This window comes from Cryobacterium sp. Sr3 (assembly GCF_004402835.1).
Lineage (GTDB): Bacteria > Actinomycetota > Actinomycetes > Actinomycetales > Microbacteriaceae > Cryobacterium > Cryobacterium sandaracinum.
Genome location: NZ_SOFA01000041.1, coordinates 44,409 through 59,184, shown reverse-complemented (window position 1 = coordinate 59,184; position 14,776 = coordinate 44,409). Strand labels below are relative to the sequence as shown.

Annotated in this window: 13 protein-coding genes; 7 read left to right on the top strand and 6 right to left on the bottom strand. The window is 64.2% G+C overall.

The genetic code is table 11. From position 1 onward, the window contains the following. Positions 1–22 precede the first annotated feature (22 nt). The 3 genes from E3N94_RS13385 to rfbB are packed head-to-tail and all read right to left on the bottom strand — an operon-like array spanning position 23 to position 3,005. On the bottom strand, positions 23–1,168 hold the full coding sequence (locus tag E3N94_RS13385) for a glycosyltransferase family 1 protein (RefSeq protein WP_134401223.1): 1,146 nt from the start codon (positions 1,166–1,168) through the stop codon (positions 23–25). Next, positions 1,165–2,019, bottom strand: coding sequence for a dTDP-4-dehydrorhamnose reductase (rfbD, locus tag E3N94_RS13380; RefSeq protein WP_134570407.1), 855 nt, complete (start codon positions 2,017–2,019; stop codon positions 1,165–1,167). The genes E3N94_RS13385 and rfbD overlap by 4 nt, the downstream gene beginning before the upstream one ends. Next, the gene (rfbB, locus tag E3N94_RS13375; RefSeq protein WP_134420553.1) at positions 2,019–3,005 is read right to left on the bottom strand and encodes a dTDP-glucose 4,6-dehydratase; all 987 of its coding nucleotides are present in this window, start codon (positions 3,003–3,005) and stop codon (positions 2,019–2,021) included. Before rfbB ends, rfbD begins: the two co-directional genes overlap by 1 nt. A 72-nt stretch (positions 3,006–3,077) precedes the next feature. Here rfbB and rfbC point away from each other — a divergent pair, with 72 nt between their 5' ends. Continuing rightward, entirely contained in the window at positions 3,078–3,686 is a 609-nt protein-coding gene (rfbC, locus tag E3N94_RS13370; RefSeq protein ID WP_134420551.1) for a dTDP-4-dehydrorhamnose 3,5-epimerase, read from the top strand. A gap of 2 nt (positions 3,687–3,688) precedes the next feature. Then, a complete protein-coding gene (rfbA, locus tag E3N94_RS13365; protein WP_134420549.1) occupies positions 3,689–4,558 on the top strand; it encodes a glucose-1-phosphate thymidylyltransferase RfbA in 870 nt (289 codons plus the stop codon). On the opposite strand, the gene E3N94_RS13360 is transcribed toward rfbA, so the two are convergent. Next, positions 4,559–5,431, bottom strand: a complete 873-nt coding sequence (locus E3N94_RS13360) for a glycosyltransferase family 2 protein (protein WP_134570406.1) — start codon at positions 5,429–5,431, stop codon at positions 4,559–4,561. 236 nt (positions 5,432–5,667) lie between these two features. Here E3N94_RS13360 and E3N94_RS13355 point away from each other — a divergent pair, with 236 nt between their 5' ends. The 4 genes from E3N94_RS13355 to E3N94_RS13340 are packed head-to-tail and all read left to right on the top strand — an operon-like array spanning position 5,668 to position 10,117. Beyond that, positions 5,668–6,873 carry a glycosyltransferase family 1 protein gene (locus tag E3N94_RS13355; protein ID WP_134401219.1) on the top strand — a complete coding sequence of 402 codons (1,206 nt, stop codon included), beginning with the start codon at positions 5,668–5,670 and terminating at the stop codon, positions 6,871–6,873. Continuing rightward, entirely contained in the window at positions 6,866–7,795 is a 930-nt protein-coding gene (locus tag E3N94_RS13350) for an NAD-dependent epimerase/dehydratase family protein (RefSeq protein ID WP_134570405.1), read from the top strand. The genes E3N94_RS13355 and E3N94_RS13350 overlap by 8 nt, the downstream gene beginning before the upstream one ends. Beyond that, positions 7,788–8,777: a glycosyltransferase family 2 protein gene (locus tag E3N94_RS13345; protein WP_166790113.1), complete on the top strand. Its 990-nt coding sequence runs from the start codon at positions 7,788–7,790 to the stop codon at positions 8,775–8,777. The genes E3N94_RS13350 and E3N94_RS13345 overlap by 8 nt, the downstream gene beginning before the upstream one ends. A gap of 44 nt (positions 8,778–8,821) precedes the next feature. Continuing rightward, positions 8,822–10,117, top strand: coding sequence for a glycosyltransferase family 4 protein (locus E3N94_RS13340; RefSeq protein WP_134420545.1), 1,296 nt, complete (start codon positions 8,822–8,824; stop codon positions 10,115–10,117). Here the strand turns inward: E3N94_RS13340 and E3N94_RS13335 are convergent. Together E3N94_RS13335 and E3N94_RS13330 are read right to left on the bottom strand one after the other, a co-directional pair. Continuing rightward, the gene (locus E3N94_RS13335; RefSeq protein ID WP_134401216.1) at positions 10,114–11,340 is read right to left on the bottom strand and encodes an ABC transporter ATP-binding protein; all 1,227 of its coding nucleotides are present in this window, start codon (positions 11,338–11,340) and stop codon (positions 10,114–10,116) included. The genes E3N94_RS13340 and E3N94_RS13335 overlap by 4 nt on opposite strands. A gap of 4 nt (positions 11,341–11,344) precedes the next feature. Further along, complete coding sequence (locus E3N94_RS13330) at positions 11,345–12,265, bottom strand: ABC transporter permease (protein WP_134420541.1); 921 nt, start codon at positions 12,263–12,265, stop codon at positions 11,345–11,347. A 201-nt stretch (positions 12,266–12,466) separates the two neighbouring features. Here E3N94_RS13330 and E3N94_RS13325 point away from each other — a divergent pair, with 201 nt between their 5' ends. Then, the gene (locus E3N94_RS13325) at positions 12,467–14,719 is read left to right on the top strand and encodes a hypothetical protein (protein WP_134401214.1); all 2,253 of its coding nucleotides are present in this window, start codon (positions 12,467–12,469) and stop codon (positions 14,717–14,719) included. The last annotated feature ends 57 nt before the right edge of the window (positions 14,720–14,776 follow it).

Genomic DNA, 14,776 nt, shown 5'->3' with positions numbered 1-14,776 from the left:
GGCCCCGGATTCGGTGGTGCTGTTACAGGTCCGCGTGCAGCAGCCAGATGCGCTCGGCGGAATCGCGCCAGGTGAAGGCCTGGGCTCGATCGCTACCGAAGATGCGCAGCCGGTTTGCGAGAGTGGTGTCGCTCAGCACCTGGGTGACGGCCGCAGCCAGTCGCTCGGGGTACCCGGATGCATCCTCACGCTCGACGACCAGCCCCGCGTCGCCGGCGGCCTCGACCAGGGCCGGGGCGTCCGAATGCACGACCGGGGTGCCCAGGTAAAACGCCTGGATCATCGGCCCGGCGAAGCCTTCTTCCCGGCTGGGGTAGACGAACACGGCCGCCCGGGAGATGACCACGGCCAACTCTTCGTCGGTCAGCCCGTTCAGGGCGCGCACCCGGCCCCACGGGAGGCCGGCCTCGTCGGCGACGGATGCCACGTCGAGCTCACCCCAGGCGGCCGGTCCCAGAACGATCAGCGGGAGATCCGGCGCTCCCGGCAGGCCCAGGGCGGTGATCAGCGCCGTGATGGCCTTCCGCGGCTCGAGCGTGCCGACGGTGACGATGTACTCGTTCGGCAACGCCAGGCGTTCCGCGATGATCTCCGTCGCGGAGGAGTTCGACGGAAGGCGGAGGCCGCTGCCGATTCCGCCGCCGATCACCCGCACGCGGTCGCCGAGGTCGACGATGTTCGCGAGCTGGTGGGCCACGGCGTGGCTGGGGACCACGATCGCATCCGCGTGTTTGCGGGCGCGTTTGACCATGACCTTCGTCCAGGCGACGGTCGCCGGAGTGAGCGCCTCCGGATGCGTCCAGGCCAGCACGTCGTGAATGGTGACGGTCACCTGGGTGCCGTCGTTGACGATGCTGTGCTTGCGCAGGGGCGCCAGCAGGGAGGGGGCATGGATCATGCCCGACCCGGAACTGTTGGCGATGCCCAGTTGCCAGGCCGCCGTGAGCTCGCGCCGCGGCAACGTGGTCTTGTGCAGACTGCCCAGACCCGGCAGGGACGTTTCGACCCTGGCGTAGTGCTCGGCCGACGATGACGACACGATTCCTTCGACGTCGCAACCGGCCGGCGCCGCCGCGATCAGGGCCCGGGTCAGCTCTTCGGTGTAACGCCCGATGCCACCCGGGACCGGTGCAATCATCTGGTCCAGGACGACTCTCAGTGTGGTCATTGGTCCGCGAAGATCCCCTGCTCGGCCGCCGCGGCCAGAGCCTCGCGCCAGTCGCGAATGGGGGACAGCCCGGCGGCAGCCCAGGCATCGTGGCCGAGCACCGAATACGAGGGCCGGGGGGCCGGGCGCACGAACTGCGAACTGTCGGTCGGAGTGACCCGTTCAGGGTCAAGGCCGGCCGTGGCGAAGACGGCCTGGGCGAAGCCGAACCAGCTCGTCACGCCGGAGCTGGTCCCGTGGTAGATGCCGGCGGGCGCGTCGGAATCGAGCAGGGTGACGATCTGCGCGGCCAGGTCGGCGGTCCAGGTTGGCTGACCGACCTGGTCGTCGACGACGCTGAGGGTGTCGCGGGCTGCAGCCAGCTTCAGCATGGTCTTGGGGAAGTTCGGGCCGTGTTGGCCGTAGAGCCAGGCCGTGCGCACGATGTAGCTGCCCGCCGGGTGTTCCTGCATTACGAACGCCTCGCCGGCGGCCTTGGTGCGGCCGTAGGCGGAGATCGGGTCGATCTCGGTGTCCTCCGCGTAGGGTGCGGTGGCGCTGCCGTCGAACACGTAGTCGGTGGAGATCTGCACGAGCTTCGCCCCGGTGGCGGATGCGGCCAGCGCCAGGTTGTGGGGGCCGGTCGCGTTGATCGCGTACGCGGCATCCTCATTCGTCTCGGCGTCGTCCACCTGCGTGTATGCGGCGGCGTTGATGATGACGTCGTAGCCGACGACCTGAGCCAGAACCGCGGCCCGGTCGGTGATGTCCAGCTCGGTGCGGTCGAACGCTGTGACGTCGCGGCCGTCGAGCGCGGCCTGCAGGTCGCGTCCGAGCATCCCGGCCGCGCCGGTGATCAGATAGCGGGTCATCAGCTCAATGCCGCACGGGCCTTGAGCGGCTCCCACCAGGTGCGGTTGTCGCGGTACCACTGCACGACGTCCGCGAGCCCCTGCTCGAACGGAACCAGGGGCGCGTAGCCGAGTTCGGCCTGGATCTTCGAGATATCCACGGAGTAGCGCAGGTCGTGGCCGAGGCGGTCGGCGACGCGGTCGACGTAGGACCAGTCCTTGCCGGTGGAGTCGAGCAGTATCTGCGTGAGCTCCTTATTGGTCAGCTCGGTGCCGCCGCCGATGTTGTAGATCTCACCGGCGCGGCCGCCGACGAGCACCATCGCGATGGCGCGAGTGTGGTCGTCCACGTGCAGCCAGTCACGGATGTTGTTTCCCTCGCCATAGAGGGGAACGTGCAAGTCGTCGATCAGGTTGGTGACGAACAGCGGGATGACCTTCTCCGGGAAGTGGTACGGCCCGTAGTTGTTCGAGCAGCGCGTGATCGAGATATTCAGACCGTGCGTGCGGTGGTAGCTGCGCGCGAGCAGGTCGCTGCCGGCCTTCGACGCGGAGTAGGGGGAGTTCGGCTCCAGCGCGCGCTCCTCGTTCCACGATCCCTCGGCGATGGAGCCGTAGACCTCGTCGGTGGAGACGTGCACAAACCGGGCCAGGTCGTGGCGGAGCGCCGCGTCGAGCAGCTGCTGCGTGCCGAGCACATTCGTCTCGACGAAGATCGACGCGTCGCGCACCGAGCGGTCCACGTGGGACTCGGCGGCGAAGTGCACCACGGCGTCGAGAGAAGGGAAGAGCTCGTCGAGCAGTGCGGCGTCACGGATGTCGCCGTGCACGAACGAGTAACGCGGAGACCCGGCGACGGGGGCCAGGTTCTCGAGGTTGCCCGAGTAGGTGAGGGCGTCGAGCACGACGACCTCGGCTCCTTCGAGGCCCGGGTAGGCGTCTTCGAGGGTGCGCCGAACAAAGTTCGAGCCGATGAAACCGGCTCCGCCGGTGACGAGGATCTTCATATGGAGGTAACCGTTCCGTTTGATGAAAGTGCCCCCGCGATTCTACCGGAACGCGCTTGGTAGGCTTACTCGGTGAAGATTCGCGAACTCTCCATCCCCGATTCCTATGAAATCACTCCGAAGCAGTTCGGAGACAACCGGGGAGTTTTCCTCGAGTGGTACCGCTTCGACCGTCTCGAGGAGACGATCGGGCACCGCCTCGACATCGCCCAAGCCAACACGTCGGTGTCCAAGCGCGGTTCCGTGCGCGGCATCCATTTCGCCGACATCCCGCCGAGCCAGGCGAAGTATGTCACGGCGACGCACGGCGCGGTGCTCGACTTCGTCATCGACATCCGCGTGGGGTCCCCGACGTTCGGCCAGTGGGACAGTGTTCTGCTCGACGACACCGACCGTCGAGCGATCTACATCGCCGAGGGCCTCGGCCACTGCTTCGTGGCACTCACCGACGATGCCACGGTCAGCTACCTCGTGACCGCGCCCTTCAATCCGGGACGCGAACACGGCATCAACCCGCTCGACTCCGACATCGGCCTGGTCTTCCCGCCCGAAGCCGGCGAACTGCTCCTGTCTCCGAAGGACACGGATGCCCCGAGCCTGACCGAAGCCGCCGCCAACGGCCTGCTGCCCACCTGGGCTGACGCCCGGGCTTTTTACACCTCCCTGAACGAAGGAAAGTAACAATGCGCGGAATCATCCTCGCCGGCGGTTCCGGCACCCGGCTGTGGCCCATTACCAAGGCCATCTCCAAGCAGCTGATGCCCATCTACGACAAGCCGATGATCTACTACCCCCTGTCGACGCTGATGATGGCGGACATCAACGAGATCCTGATCATCACCACTCCCGAGTACAACGACCAGTTCCGGGCGCTGCTCGGCGACGGGTCTCACCTCGGCCTGCGGATCGAGTACGCCTCCCAGCCGTCGCCGGACGGGCTCGCCCAGGCATTTATCATCGGTGAGGAATTCATCGGGGACCAGAGCGTCGCTCTCGTGCTCGGCGACAACATCTTCCATGGTGCCGGGCTGGGTTCGGCCCTGCGCGGCAACGCCCATCTGGTGGGCGCCCGGATCTTCGCCTACCACGTGAGCAATCCCACCGCCTACGGCGTGGTGGAATTCGACGACAGCATGACCGCGCTGTCGATCGAGGAGAAGCCGACGAAGCCGAAGAGCAACTACGCGGTTCCCGGCCTCTACTTCTATGACAATTCGGTTGTCAAGATCGCGAAGACCATCGAGCCCAGCGCGCGCGGCGAACTCGAGATCAGCACCGTCAACGAGCGCTACCTCGCCCAGGGCAACCTGCACGTTCAGGTTCTCGACCGGGGCACGGCGTGGCTGGACACCGGCACGTTCGAGTCAATGATGCAAGCATCCGAGTACGTGCGCGTGATCGAAGACCGCCAGGGATTCAAGGTCGGCTGCATTGAGGAGATCGCCTGGCGAGCCGGCTGGATCTCGAATTCCGAACTCGAGACGCTGGCGGAGCCGCTCCAGAAGAGCGGATACGGGCGTTATCTGACCGGGCTCATCGCCACGAACGACTGATCAGCCGAGCCGGCCGGTGCGGGCCAAGACGCGGGCCCGCACCGCCAGGCCGAGCCTGAGCGCCCAGCGCACGGGAGCCAGGTAGGGAGCCGAGTACTTCTTCTCGAGGTAGCGGTACGCGCTGTCATGGTGGGCGCGCACCATCTTGCCGGACTCGGTGCTGGTCGAGTGCGCACCGGTGTGCACGACCGACGCTTCGGGCGTGTAGATGTTCTTCCACCCCGCCTTTCCCAGCCGGTAGCCCAGATCGACGTCTTCGAAGTACATGAAAAAACCCTCGTCGAAACCGTTCAGCTCCTCGAACGCGGTGCGACGAACGAGGAGGCAGGAACCGGACAGCCAGCCGACGGCTCGCCGCACGTCGGAACCCTGTCGCTCGGCCCGGTAGGAGCGGCTCCACGGGTTGGCGGGCCAAATGCGGGCGAAGAGCGCATGTCCCACACCGGTTCGGAGCGAGGGAAGCTCTCGCCCGGACGGGTACGTGGTGCCGTCGGAGTTGAGGACTCTCGGTCCGACCGAGCCTACGAGAGGATCAGCCGCCAGCTCAGCGAGCAGTGCACTGGTCGCGCCATGGCTGAGTTCGACATCCGGATTCGAGATCAGGATCGACGTGACGTGGGGTGGCAGGGACGAGATTGCCGCATTGATGGCACCGCCATAGCCCCGGTTCTCGCCCAGGGCCAGCAGGCGCGCGCCCTGTAGCCGGACGATGTGCGTTGTAGCCTCGAGGTCTGATGAGTGGTTGTCGGCCACGATCACGGTGAGCTGAAGGTCCTCGCTGGTCCGCACCGAGTCGAGGAATTTCGGCAGGTGGGAGCTCGAATTGTAGGTGACTGTGACCACTACCGTGGACTCGAGGAGAGGGCTAGACATCAGGGTCAAGCATACTCAGTGCCCGTGTTGCCCCGGGCCGTCGCGGGACTGGGCCGGGATCACCTGCCCCGAGCCGGTTGATAGACTCATCCTGTTATGCCTACATCTACTGACACCGATCCGATGCCGACCCACAAGGGGATCTCTTGACCGTGTTCCGCAGGAGCCTTCGTATTATCCGCGAACAGGGTCTCCGAGTTTATGTTGGCAAGGCGCTGCACATCGCCCTTCGACCCGTGCGTGTTCTGCGCGCGGAGGGCCCGCGCGTCTTCATCGTGCGCAGCCTGACCAAGGCCAGCACGAAGATCGCGCGCCATGAGACCGTCATGCTCGTCGCGAACGAGGATGCGGCGGAGCTGGACTGGACCCAGTCCCCGCATTGGCGCGTCTCGCCGACCGTAGTCGAAGAGGGCCCTGTGGACATCGCCTGGATCATGTCGCCTCCCGGGCTCGAGAGCGGGGGGCACCAAAACCTGTTCCGGTTCATCGACATCGCCGAGAAAGCCGGGCACCGCTGTTCGATCTATCTCTACACGACGAGTGCCGCCGCCGTGAGCATCCCCGACATCCGCGCGATGTTGAAGTCTGCCGGGGCATACCCGGAAGTAGCGGCCCGCATCACGATGTACGACCGCGAGCAGGGCGTCGACGCGAGTACCCAAGCCCTCGTCGCCACCGGGTGGGAGACCGCCTATCCAACCTACCTTGACAAGTCTGATGCTCGCCGGTTCTATTTCGTGCAGGACTACGAGGCCAGCTTCTACCCGCTTGGCACCGAATCCCTGCTAGCTGGCAACACTTACAAATTCGGCTTTCACGGCATCACCGCCGGCGGGTGGCTGGCCCACAAGCTCGCCACCGAATATGGCATGACCACGGACCACTTCGATTTCGCGGTGGACAAGACCCACTACAGCGTCACGAATGTGGGACGGCGCACTGAGGTCTTCTTCTATGCCCGCCCGGTCACACCACGCCGCGCCTTCGAATTCGGGCTGCTCGCCCTGACGGAGTTCGCCCGGCTCAAGCCCGAGGTGCGCATCAACCTGGCCGGTTGGGACGTCTCGAACTGGAACATCCCGTTCGAGTACACGAACCTCTCGAGCCTCGACATCTCCGAACTCAACGCCGTGTATAACCGCTGCGCCGCGGGTCTGGTGATGTCGCTGTCCAATATGTCCCTGCTTCCGCTGGAACTGTTGTCAAGCGGTGTCACTCCCGTGGTCAACGACGGGCCGAACAACCGGATGGTCTCGGACAACCCCTTCATCGAGTACGTGCCTGCCTCGCCGCTGGCCATCGCGCGCAAGATGGCCGAGGTGTTCGACCACCCCGATGCGGTCGCACGATCGATCGCGATGTCGGAGTCGGTCGCCCAGGTCAACTGGTCGGATTCCGGCGTGCAATTCCTCGCGGCGTTCGAAGGGGCCATGCGTGGCTAAGACAGTCGTCATCGGCGCCAACGGCTTCATCGGCTCCCACCTGGTCGATTCTCTCGCCAACGGCGGGCACTCCGTCACCGCCTTCGACCGGTTTAGCTCGCAGCAGCCGACCTTCACCGCCCCGGGAGTTCGGGTCCTGCAGGGTGAGTTCCTCAGCCGCTCGGATCTCGAGGAGGCCGTCGACGGCCAGGACTACGTCTTCCACTTCCTCTCGACCACGAGCCCGGCGACCGCGGAGAGCGATCCGACCCTGGACATCCGCACCAATGTCGCCCAGACCGTTGAACTCCTCGAATCGGCCGCGACCGCGGGGATCAAGCGGTTCTACTTCGCCTCGACCGGCGGTGCCATCTACGGTCCGCAGGGCAAGGCCGAGTATTCCGAGATGGACCGGGCGCTGCCGATTTCCCCGTATGGGATCGGCAAGCTGTCGATTGAGCACTACCTGCACTACTTCAAGGCCACGCACGGCCTCGAGTCCACCGCGTTGCGTATTTCGAACCCCTACGGCACGCGCCAGAAGCCCAACAAGAAGCAGGGTCTGATCCCGATCGCCCTGCGCCAGATCTCCTTGGGCAGGCCGGTGATCCGGCTCGGTAACGGGTTGATGGTGCGCGACTACGTCTATGTGGAGGACCTGGTTCGGATGGTGACGCCGATGGTGGGCGTGGACACCGAATTCGACCTGTACAACCTGGGCAGCGGCATCGGCTACTCGGTGACCGACATCATCAACTCCCTGCACCGGGTCACCGGAATCGACTTCGCTGTCGAGGAACGACCGGCCCCGCCCACGTTCGTCGACCGGGTCGTGCTGGACACTGAGCGCTACCGGGCGGAGTTCGGAACCACAGACATGACCGAGCTTGACGAGGGCGTCAGGCTGACCTACGAAGAGATCCGAGACCACCCGAATGACTGATCCAACCGCCGCGACCCCGATCCGTGCAACGGTCGCGATCCTCACCTACAACGGCGAGGACTACCTCGAACGCATCCTGACCGAAGTACTCGGTCAGGAGCTGGACGGTGCCGTCGAGGTGCTCGTGATCGATTCTGGGTCGACGGATTCGACCCTGGACATCGTGCGCCGATTCCCTTCGGTGCGCCTGCACGAGATCCCGAATTCGGAGTTCGGCCACGGCAAGACCCGCAACCTGGCCGCACAGCTGGCGACCGGCGAGTTCGTGGCCTACCTGACCCACGACGCCATCCCGGCCTCGCGTCAGTGGCTGCGCGAACTGTTGGAACCGTTCCGGCTCGACGAGCGTATCGTCGCCGTGATGGGCAAGCAGCTTCCGCGCGCCGGCTGCTTCCCTCTGCTCAAGTATGAGATCCAGGGCGTATTCGCGGGCTTCGGGCCGGACTTCGGCACCTCTGTGTTCTACAAGGACGCGTTCGTGCAGAGTGAGGGCGTGCTGAACGCCATCAGTTTCTACTCGGACGTCAATTCGGCCGCGCGGCGCGACTTCCTGCTCAACACCATCCCCTACCGCGATGTTCGCTACGCGGAGGACCAGCTTTTCGGCAAGGACCTGATCGAGGCCGGCTATCGCAAAGCGTATGCCGGTCGCGCAGCAGTCGAGCACTCCAACGACCTCACTCTGTCCGAGTACGGCAAGCGGATCTTCGACGAGACCATCGGCCTACGACAGATCGGTTTCCCGATTCCGCCCATGACGGGTCGGACGCAACTTCGCCTCACCACTCGGGGAGTCGTCGGCGACACGCTGCGCATCCTCAGAGATCGTGACTTCAGCTGGAAGCGACGGCTCTTCTGGCTCGCCATGAACCCGCGCTACCAGGTGCGGAAGTGGACGAGTTACCGAGCGGCGACGCTGACGGATCTCACCGACCAGGCTGCCCTGGACTCGGGATCGCTGGAGAAGTCGCGGAAAATCTGAGTGACTCTCGTCTGGCCCGACTCCACGACTTCCAAGGATCTGAAATGCAGCTAAAAGGGTCGAAGTTCCTAATCACTCAGGCGCACCTGCTGCGCTACATGGGCGCCGAGATCGTCACCCTGGAGCTGGCGGAGTATCTTGCCGGGCAAGGTGTGGAGGTCGTCATCGCGACCCACTCCTTCGGCTATCCCATCCGCCAGGAGTTCGACCGGATTGAGGGTGTCACGGTGTTTGAGTTGTGGGAGGACGCCCTCGCTGCGAACCTTCAGGAGCGGCTTCCTGACCTCGCTTGGATTCAGCACTCCATTATTCCAGTGGTCGTACTGGAACACGCCGACGAGATCCTGTTCGTGTTCCACCACATGTCATCGATTCTCCCGGCTGAGTTCACGATGGCTGCGGTCTTGGAATCGGCATTGGCCACCGCCGTTCTGTTCGAGTCACCGCGATCGCTTGAAATCCATCGGGCGACGGGGGTCTACGAGGATGTGGACCCAGATCGTCTCCAAGTCATGGGGAACGCTGCACCAGCCCGATTCGGCGACGTTTCACCGACCCCGAACAACGAGCGTCGAATCACGGTGGTCTCCAATCACATCCCGCCCGAACTCGTCGCCGCGTTTGAGGGGATCCGGGAACGGTTCGACCTGGTCGTCATCGGCTCCCAATCCGAGCTGGGCGCCACGCCGCGTCGGGTGACGCCCGATACCCTGGCCGGCACCGACGCGATGATCTCCATCGGCAAGACGGTGCAGTACTCGATCGTCGCCGGCGTCCCCGTGTACTGCTACGACCATTTCGGAGGCCCTGGCTGGATCACCCGGGCGAACATCGAGGACGCCCGCTGGGAGAACTTTTCCGGCAGGCGAGCGGGCACAAAGACGGCTGCGGAAATCGTCGTAGAGATCTCCGAAGGATTCGACGACGCGGTCGCGGAGGCGGCCCTGGTGCGTCGCGACTGGACTCGCGTGTATCTCCTACCGGAACGGCTCGAGGACCTGCTCGAGTTCGTCTCGGAACGGCGCAGGCCGGTCAGTAAGCTCACCCCTCAGCAGATTCAGGGACACGAGAACGTTCAGGCCGCTTTCGGCTCCTACGTGCGTGAGTGGATCCGGATGGAGGCACTCTCCAACGAGCTCAAGGCGGCCGCGATCGAGCTCGAGGCAGCCACAATCAAGCTCGAGGCAGAGCTACTCGAGCAGGAAGACGCGCTCACCACGATGAGGCAGGAACAGGCCGAGCTCTACTCGAGCCAGCTCTTCCGCACCCTGAGCCGAATCCGGCACAGCTGGGTGAACCGGACCTTCCGGAAGCTGCGTTCGATGCTGGGCGGTCTCTAGGTGAGGCCGGCGGCCCGGGCGGCCTCTAGCCGCTGCACGCTGGATTCGACATCCAGACGGATCGCGCCACGCCCGATGCCGTAGTCGGCGACCTCGAACGTGGCGGCAGGGTTCACGACCAGGATCGTTTCGCCGGCCTCATAGGCCAGGCCAACGCTGACGGAGTACGAACCCCCACCCAGATTGTGATTCTTGAACGTCACGTTCAACTTATAGGTGCCGGGTTCCAGCGGGAGTTTCTCACCGAGTTCACGGGTTGTCATCCGATAGACCACATTGCCGACCGCGGTCTCGAGGGCAACGCCGATCAGCCAGGGGTCGATGGTTTCGAGAACCTCGTACTGCACGCTCACGTGGATGTCGGAGCCCGGAGCAATGACGCTGGCTGCGTCCAACCGCGATGCGGTCACGCTGACCTGGGGGACCGCGACGACGTGGTGCTCTGGCCTGCCTTCGGCCTCGAGTTTCTCCTCATGCCGGACCTGCTCGTCGGAGAAACTGCCTCGGAGCACCCGCAGCGCCTGTGCCGGGTCGCCGTCGTGGAGCATCTCACCGTGTTCGAGTACGACGACTCTGTCGCAGAGTGCACCGACCTGTTCGGCGGAGTGGCTGACCAGGACGATCGTTCGGCCTTCGGCTTGGAACTGCGCGATCTTGGCCATGCACTTGCGCTGGAACGGTTCGTCTCCCACGGCAAGAACTTCGTCGACGAGGAGCAGGTCGGGGTCGACGTGCACGGCCACGGCGAACGCCAGTCTGACGTACATGCCCGAACTGTAGAACTTAACCTGGGTGTCAATGAAGTCCTCGATGCCGGAGAAGTCCACAATCTCATCGAAGTACCTGTCGGTTTCGCTGCGGCTGAGTCCGAGGATGGCGGAGTTAAGGTACACGTTCTCCCGGCCGGTGAGATCCGGGTGGAACCCCGCACCCAGCTCGAGGAGAGCAGCCATCCGCCCGCGCCGGCTGACATTGCCAGTCGTGGGCTGGATGATCCCGCCGACGACCTTCAGCAGCGTGCTCTTGCCCGATCCGTTGTGACCGACGAGTCCCACGGTTGTGCCCATGGTGATATCGAGGGATATGTCCTTGAGGGCCCAAAAATCGTCTTGGTGCTTACGCGCCCGGGAAAAGTTGAGGATGCGTTCCTTGATGGACTTGTCTTTGTGCATGACGAATCTTTTGGAGACATCTTCCACGTGAATGATTGTCGGCGTGGTCATCGGGTTACAGCTCCTGTGCGAAATTGCCTTGAATGCGCGAGAAGATGCGCTGGCCGATCCAGAGGATCACGATACTGATGCCCAGGGCGATCCACAGCCGGATGGCCAGGTCGTCCGGCCAGTTCTGCGAGGTGGATTCGGTGGTGCCGGCCACCCAGAATGCACGCTGCATCCCGAGCACGGCGACGGTAATCGGATTGGCTAGGTACATCTGTTCGAGCCAGTTTCCCTGGAGCTTGTCGTGCACGAAAGAGAATGAGTAAACGATCGGCGAAGCCCAGAAGAGAACCATGATCGCCACCTCGACAAGGTGCTGCACGTCACGCAAGTAGACGTTCAAACCGGCGAGGAGTATCCCCAACCCGGTGGCGAAGGAGATGAGGACAGCGAGCGAGAGTGGGGCGTACAACAGATTGAAGTCAAGAGGAATCTGGCCGGCCACTATCGTGGCCAAAATGAGGATGATGAGTTGCACGCCAAAATTGAAGAGGGCACCGCCGACGCTTGCCAGCGGGAAGATCTCACGTGGCAAGTAGATCTTCTTGATCAAGCCGGAGTTGTTGGTGATGGAGGTCGTTCCGCCTTGGACGATCTCGACGAATAGCCCCCATGTGGTGAGCCCGACGAAGACGAAGATCGCGAAGCTCGGAATGCTGCGTGCTACGCCCAGGATTTGGCCGATAGCGAAGTAGTAGATGAGCAGCTGGGCGAGAGGTCGGACGAGGCTCCAGACAATGCCGAGCGAGCTGTCTTTGTAACGTGCCTTGAGCTCTCGTCGCACCAGAAGGGAGGTCAGCTCGCGGCTGCCCCAGACGTCCTTGAGGGAGGCCCAGGTGCCGGTCACAAAATGTGTCGACTGCCCGACCGGTTTGAGGTTCTCCCTTGCAACTCGCTGTTCGCGATCGCGGGCTTGTGCCAATGACATGAACAACTCTCGATTGTGGGGCCGGACTTGGACAAGTCTAGGCGAAATCGTGTCGTGTTGCAGGCTCCGCATCCCCTGTGAGTCGATAGCCTTGGGATCTGCTTACCTCCAGGGGAATGGTGTAGCCGACGAGAGCCTGAATCTCTCGCTGCTGGGATCGCCTGGCCAACCCGGCGTCATGCCGACCAAGATGGAGATCCTGTGAGATTCAAACGCCTGACTGGGCTGACGCTGGCGGTGGCCCTTGCCGGCGCACTTCTTATGGCAGTCGCTCCGCCGCCAGCTGCCCAGGCTGCCGATGCTTCTTTTTTTGATCCGGCATACATCATCAGCGACAACCTGTTCTTCGACGGGTCCGCCATGAGCGCATCCCAGGTTCAGCAATTCCTTAATGAGAGGGTGCCGACGTGTCGTGCTGGCTACGTCTGTTTGAAGGACTATCGACAGGACACGCCAACGCGCGCCGCGGTCTCCGACGACTGCGCCGCTTATGTGGGCCAAGCCAATGAGTCCGCCGCGCAGATCATTGCCAAGGTGGGCCTTGCTTGTGATATCAGCCAGAAAGCAATAATCGTTCTGCTCGAAAAGGAACAGGGGATCGTGACGGACGATTGGCCGTCGGCGCGGCAGTATCGCAGCGCCACCGGCTACGGATGCCCTGACACGGCCGACTGTGACACGAGTTACTACGGCTTCTTCAACCAAGTCTACGCGGCCGCGCTGCAATTCCAGTACTACGCCAACAATCCGACCCGGTGGCGTCACGCTCCTGATCGCTGGAACGCCGTGTGGTACCACCCGAATACCGCGTGCGGAAGTAGCTCGGTCTACATCAGGAACCAGGCCACGGCCGGGCTCTACAACTACACGCCGTACCAGCCCAACGGGCCGGCTCTCTCGAATCTCTACGGCTCGGGCAACACCTGCAGTTCGTACGGCAACCGCAATTTCTGGCGCATGTACTCGGACTGGTTCGGATCTCCGATCGAAGGACCCGAGACCTACATTGAAGGGGCCTACCAGCGTACCGGCGGTTCTGGCGGGTACCTGGGTGCTCCGACGACGCGCGTCACCAAATACACGGCAAACGGCGGCGGCTACGTTCGCGGCTACGTCAACGGCGCCATCGCCTGGTCAACCGGCACCACCGCGTACGTCCTCACGGGCGCCATCCGCACCGCCTATGGAGCGGCGGGGGGCATCACGGGCGCGCTGGGATGGCCGATCACAGACCCTAACGTTGTCGCTGAGAACGGTGGCGGCACGGTCCAGGGCTTCCAAAAGGGCGCCATCGTGTCCTCCAAGGCCGGAGCGTGGCTCCTGACCGGGGAGATCCGGAACCAGCTGGCGCGAGCCGGTGGAATCACCGGCGAACCCGGGTGGGCGACCGCCGCCCAGACCTGCGACGGGACGGGTCTGTGCAAGCAGGCCTTTACCGGAGGCACGTTCTATGCCTCGCCTGCCGCGGGCGGCAGCTTCGTGCCGACCGCACTGCTGGGGGCCTACACGGCTGCCGGTGGTCCGGCGGGAAGCCTGGGCCTGCCGACCACGGCGCCATCGACGCTCACCGTCAACGGTGGCGGGCGCGTGCAGGGATTCGCCAAGGGTGCCATCGCCTGGTCCCCGAACGGCGGGGCGCACGTACTCTCCGGTGCCCTGCGCGATTACTTCGGCACAGTCGGCGGAATCGGCGGATCGGCCGGCTGGCCGACGTCGGACCAGGTCTGCGGACAAGCCGACTGCTCACAATCGTTCCAGGGTGCGAAGCTCTACTGGACGACCGCTGGTCAGGGGGCCTACGTCGACGCCAGGATGGTGGGCCTGTACGACCAGCTGGGTGGCACAAGCGGCTCACTCGGCCGGCCGACGTCCGGCGTCGTGGCACTGTCAGCCAACGGCGGCGGTGTGGTTGAAGCATTCGAGAAGGGCGCCATCGCCTGGTCTGCGAACGGCGGAGCGCACGCTCTTACCGGGGACATCCGCACCGCGTTCAATCAGGCCGGTGGCATAGGCGGAACGCTGGGATGGCCCACCGGGGATCAGTCCTGCAGCGATGCCTCGCGGTGTTCACAGATGTTCGTGGGCGGCACGCTGTACTGGTCGTCGACACAGGGTGCATCGATCGTCGGGACCGCCATCAACGGTGCCTACACGACTTCCGGTGGACCCACAGGCGCCCTGGGATGGCCCACCAGTGGCGAGATCTTCGTCGCCGCGAACGGGGGAGGATCGGTGCAGACCTTCGAGAAGGGGGCCATCGCCGCGTCGAAGCAGTTCGGCGCCTATGCCCTCCGAGGCGAGATGCGCACGTACTACAACGCGCTCGGAGGCCTGGGCGGCTCGATCGGTTGGCCTAAGACTGAGATGACGTGCGACGGAGCCTCGGTGTGCACTCAGTCGTTCTCCGGTGGCGTTCTCACCTGGACGCCTGGAACCGGTGGAACGCGGAGCTGACCGGAACCGCCGTTTCGTGGTTTCCAGAGAACTGGCCCCGCGCGCACAGCGCACGGG